The following is a 4,423-nucleotide window of genomic DNA, read 5'->3' as shown; positions in this document are numbered from 1 at the left end:
CACCGTGTTGCTGCCGAGCAGCGCGGTCTCGGCGACGACGAGCGCGGCGGCCAAAAATTCGACCAGGCGTGAAAATCCAAGGTCGAGCGCGCGCAGAAATTCTGGCGCGGCCGACGCCGCGGCGAGACCCTCCGGCGCGCTGCCGGCGGCGCTCGCGCCGTGTCCGACGTCAGAGCGGGCCGGCATGTTTTTCCAATAGCCCCCAGGCCTCAGGCCCGAACTTCTCCTTCCATTCGCCGTAGAAGCCGCCGGCCTTCAGTGCGTCGCGGAACGCCTGTTTGTCCGGCTCGTTGAAGGTGATGCCGGCCTTGCTCAGGCTCTCGACCAGGCCCGTGTTGAGGCGCTGGATGTCGGCACGCTCGCGCTCGGCGGCATCGGAAAGATGTTTTAGCATCACCTTGCGCACGTCCTCGGGCAATCCGTTCCAGCGCGAAAGGTTGGCGAAGATGTAGTGACCGTCCCAGATGTGTCTGTTCATGGCGACATATTTCTGCACCTCGTAGAGTTTTGCGCTGTTGATCAGCGCCAGCGGATTCTCCTGGCCGTCGACCACGTGAGTCTGCAGCGCGGCATAGAGCTCACCGAAATTGATCGGGGTCGGCGCCGCGCCCAGCGCCTTGAAGGTCGTGACCCACAACTGGTTGCCGGGCACGCGGATCTTGAAACCCTTGATGTCGTCAGGGCTCGTAACCGGCTTCGCGCTCGAGGTGATGTGGCGATAGCCGTTGTCGAGCATCTTTGGCATCACGAACAGTCCGACCTTCTCGAACTTGGCCCGCACGTGATTGCCGAGTTCGCCGTCCATCGCGGCCCAGACCTTGTCATAGGACGGGAAGGCGAAGGCGATGGCATTGATGCCTCCGACCGGAACCACGGTCTGGTTGACGCCCGAGGTCGACATCATGTCGAGCGCGCCGGCGCGGACCTGCGAGAACATGTCCGGCTCGCTGCCGAGCTGGCTGTTTGGGAAGACCTGCAGGTCGACCAGTCCGCTGGTGTCCTTGGCGATCGCGGCCGCCGCTTCCTGGATCTGCGTGACGCCGGGATGATCGGCCGGAAAGGCCGTCGCATAACGCAGCCGGAACTTGGCGCCTTCCGCGCGGACCGCGCGCGGCCAAGCGCCGGAGGCAAGGATAAGCCCCGCCGCTGCCACAGACTTACCGAAATTACGCCTTGTCAATTGCGCTGCCATCGGGTTCGTTTCCTCTGATTATTCTTGTCGACTAGTCGACTAGATTTGGTCTATTCTTAGACCGACGCGACCCGCTTGGCAAGCCTCAGCGGCTGAAAGGCCGCGCAGGACGCGTCTTCGGAAGATCAGGCAGCGTCCGAACGAGAGAGCGGGGGAATAAGACCATGCCGGCCATCGTCGTTGCCTTGCCCAACCATCCCGATCTGACCGTCGCGGCCGCGATGTCCAAAGCGTGTCGGGGAGGCCGATCATGACGCCGCTCCCCCGGATGGCGCCGTTGCCGCGGCTCTCTGCGAGCACGCTGCATCACGCGGCCAAGAATGTCCGGCTGCTCGGCTATGATCGTGCGGTCTTGCGCAGCGGCATCGTGCATCTCGGGCTCGGCGCGTTTGCCCGTGCGCATCTGACCGAATACACCGACGACGCGCTGGCGCGCGCGGCGGGCGATTGGGGCATCACCGGCGTCAGCCTGCAGCGTCCCGACCAGCGCGATCGCCTCGCCCCGCAGGACGGCCTTTACATCGCGCTGCAACGCGACGGTGCCGGCACGCAGGCCCGCATCATCGGCTGCGTGCAGCGCGTACTGGTCGCCCCGGAGCAGCCGCAGGCCGTGGTTGCGGCCATGGCCGACCGCAGTTGCCGCATCGTCACGCTGACCGTGACCGAAAAGGGCTATTGCCACGATCCGGCGTCGGGCCGGCTGGATTTCGCCCACCCTGACATCACGGCCGATCTGGCGCATCCCGCCGCGCCGCGGTCCGCCATCGGCTTGATCGTGGCCGCGCTGGAGCGCCGGCGCGCCGCGCGCCTGGCGCCCTTCACAGTCATGTGCTGCGACAATCTTCCGCAAAACGGCCGCCTGCTCGCGCGGCTGGTCGATGAGTTCGCCCGCAGGCGCAATGCCGAGCTGGCGGACTGGATCGTGGCGAAGGGCGCATTTCCCTGCACCATGGTCGACCGCATCGTGCCGGCGACCACGGATGCCGATGTCGCCGCCGCCTCGGAGGCGGTCGGCCTGCTCGATCTTGCCGCCGTGGTGCATGAGCCGTTCCGGCAATGGGTGATCGAGGACCGCTTCGTTTCGGCCGCACGGCCGGCCTGGCAGGAGGTCGGCGCGCAATTCGTGGCTGATGTCGCACCCTATGAGCACATGAAGCTGCGGGTGCTGAACGCGGCGCATTCGGCGCTCGCTTATCTCGGCTATCTCTCCGGACGGGAGACCATCGTCGAGGCGGTCTTGGATCCCATTCTGCGCCGCTTCGTGCTCGATCTCTGGCGCGAGGAGATCATACCCGTGCTCGCGGCTCCGCCCGGCATCAACCTCAGCGCCTATAGCGACCGCCTGATGCGGCGTTTCGAGAACCCCGCGATCCTGCACCGGACCTGGCAGATCGCGGCCGACGGCTCGCAAAAGCTGCCGCAGCGCCTCCTCGATACCATCCGTGAGCGCCTCGCGCGCCAGTTGCCGATCACGCGCCTCGCCCATGTCGTTGCCGCCTGGATCCGCTATGTCGGCGGAGTCGACGAGATCGGCAAGCTGATCGACGTGCGCGATCCCCTGGCCACCCTGCTGCGAACCACGCTCGACGGCGCCGGCCAGGCAGCGGCGGAGCGCGTGGCGCGCGTGATTGCGCTGAACGAGATTTTTGGCGACGATCTCACCGATAATCAGGTCTTCCGCGCCGCCGTGACGGAGGCCTATACGGCCATGCTCGAGCATGGCGTTCGCGACGCGACGCTGGCGCAGCTCGCGCCTTGATATCAAGCCAACCTGGAGAGATTTCGTGGAGCAAAGCTGGCGCTGGTTCGGTCCGCAGGACGTGGTCAGGCTTCCCGCCATTCGGCAGGCGGGCGCGCGGGGCGTGGTCACGGCGTTGCATGACATCGCCTATGGCGAGGTCTGGACGGTCGAGGCGATCGAGGCGCGCAAGGCGCTGATCGCGGCCGATCCGTCGCTCGGCCTTCACTGGAATGTGGTCGAGAGCCTGCCGGTGCATGAGCGCATCAAGATCGGCGAAGGCGATCTTACTCCGCTGTTCGACAATTACCGTGCCTCGATGCGCAACCTCGCCGCCTGCGGCATCAGGACGATCTGCTACAATTTCATGCCGGTCGTGGACTGGACGCGGACCGAGCTGTTTCACGTGCTGCCGGGCGGCGGCCGCGCGCTGCGCTTCAACATGCATGAGTTCGCCGCCTTCGACTGTTTCATGCTGGCACGGCCGGGCGCTGAGGCCGACTTCGAACCCGATGTGCTGGCACGGGCGCGCGCCTGGTTCGACGCGGCGTCCGAGAGCGACAAGGACAGGCTGCTCAAAACCATCATGGCGGGACTTCCCGGTGCCTTCGACCGCTATGACATTCCGGGTCTCAAGCGGATCCTGGACCGCTATCGTGACATCACGGCGGACGGATTGCACGAGAACCTCGCCCGCTTCCTGCGCGAGGTCGTTCCGCTGGCCGAGGAGCTCGGCATCCGTATGGCTATCCATCCCGACGATCCGCCGCGCTCGCTGATGGGGCTGCCGCGCATTGTCTCGGGCGCCGACGACATCGTGCGCATCCTCTCGGCCGTTGACGAGGATGCCAACGGGCTGACGTTCTGTGTCGGCTCGCTCGGCGCCGGCAAGCACAATGACGTGCCGGCGATGGCCGCGCGCTTTGCCGAACGCACGCATTTCATCCACCTTCGCAATGTCGCCAAGGAGCCGGACGGTTCGTTCGCGGAGGCCGAGCATCTCGCCGGCGATAGCGACATGGTCGCGGTCGTCGAGACCTTCTTGAGAGAGCAGGGGCGGCGCAAGGATCGCGGCGACCAAAACTGGCGCCTGCCGTTCCGGCCCGACCATGGCCACGAACTGCTCGACGATATCGGCAAGGGAAGTTTCCCCGGCTACTCCGCCATCGGGCGGCTGAAGGGGCTCGCCGAACTCCGCGGCGTGATGATCGCGGTGGCACGCATCCATCACTTGCAAATTTGAGTTGAGAGCGCCGAAAAATTTCGTCGTCTCGATTGCAACCTCCGTGCGAAGATTGCCTATCGTAACGTGACGCATCGCTGATCGTGCCCGCGAGGGTTGCCCATGCGCCGCGCGTGACCTGGAAAACCGGTATTGCCGTAAGGGCGCTGATAACCCTGCGTCCAACGCCGCTTCGCTTGTTTAGAAACCGCTAATCATTTGGACTCCTATTCCCGGAGCATTACCGGTCAGTGGGAATGCATCATCGTGA

Annotated in this window: 4 protein-coding genes; 2 read left to right on the top strand and 2 right to left on the bottom strand. The window is 65.3% G+C overall.

Annotated elements, in window-relative coordinates:
• The coding region (locus JOZ76_RS26185; protein WP_291703547.1) for a hypothetical protein at positions 1-186 on the bottom strand (186 nt) is incomplete at its 3' end.
• Complete coding sequence (locus tag JOZ76_RS26180; RefSeq protein ID WP_291703546.1) at positions 170-1,192, bottom strand: TRAP transporter substrate-binding protein; 1,023 nt, start codon at positions 1,190-1,192, stop codon at positions 170-172. The genes JOZ76_RS26185 and JOZ76_RS26180, both read right to left, overlap by 17 nt.
• Before the next feature lie 250 nt (positions 1,193-1,442).
• Here JOZ76_RS26180 and JOZ76_RS26175 point away from each other — a divergent pair, with 250 nt between their 5' ends.
• Positions 1,443-2,951, top strand: a complete 1,509-nt coding sequence (locus JOZ76_RS26175; RefSeq protein WP_291703545.1) for a mannitol dehydrogenase family protein — start codon at positions 1,443-1,445, stop codon at positions 2,949-2,951.
• A gap of 25 nt (positions 2,952-2,976) precedes the next feature.
• Positions 2,977-4,173 (top strand): mannonate dehydratase, encoded by a 1,197-nt coding sequence (uxuA, locus tag JOZ76_RS26170; protein ID WP_291703543.1) that lies wholly within the window; start codon positions 2,977-2,979, stop codon positions 4,171-4,173.
• Positions 4,174-4,423: the final 250 nt, after the last annotated feature.

Source organism: Bradyrhizobium sp. (assembly GCF_019244115.1).
Lineage (GTDB): Bacteria > Pseudomonadota > Alphaproteobacteria > Rhizobiales > Xanthobacteraceae > Bradyrhizobium.
The sequence above is the reverse complement of the archived record's forward strand: the minus strand, read 5'-3'. Positions and strand labels throughout refer to the sequence as shown.

What these genes read in the sequence shown, in the direction of transcription:
- JOZ76_RS26175 (WP_291703545.1), top strand. Translation starts at nt 1,443, where the DNA reads ATGACGCCGCTCCCCCGGATGGCGCCGTTGCCGCGGCTCTCTGCGAGC.
- JOZ76_RS26180 (WP_291703546.1), bottom strand. Translation starts at nt 1,192, where the DNA reads ATGGCAGCGCAATTGACAAGGCGTAATTTCGGTAAGTCTGTGGCAGCG.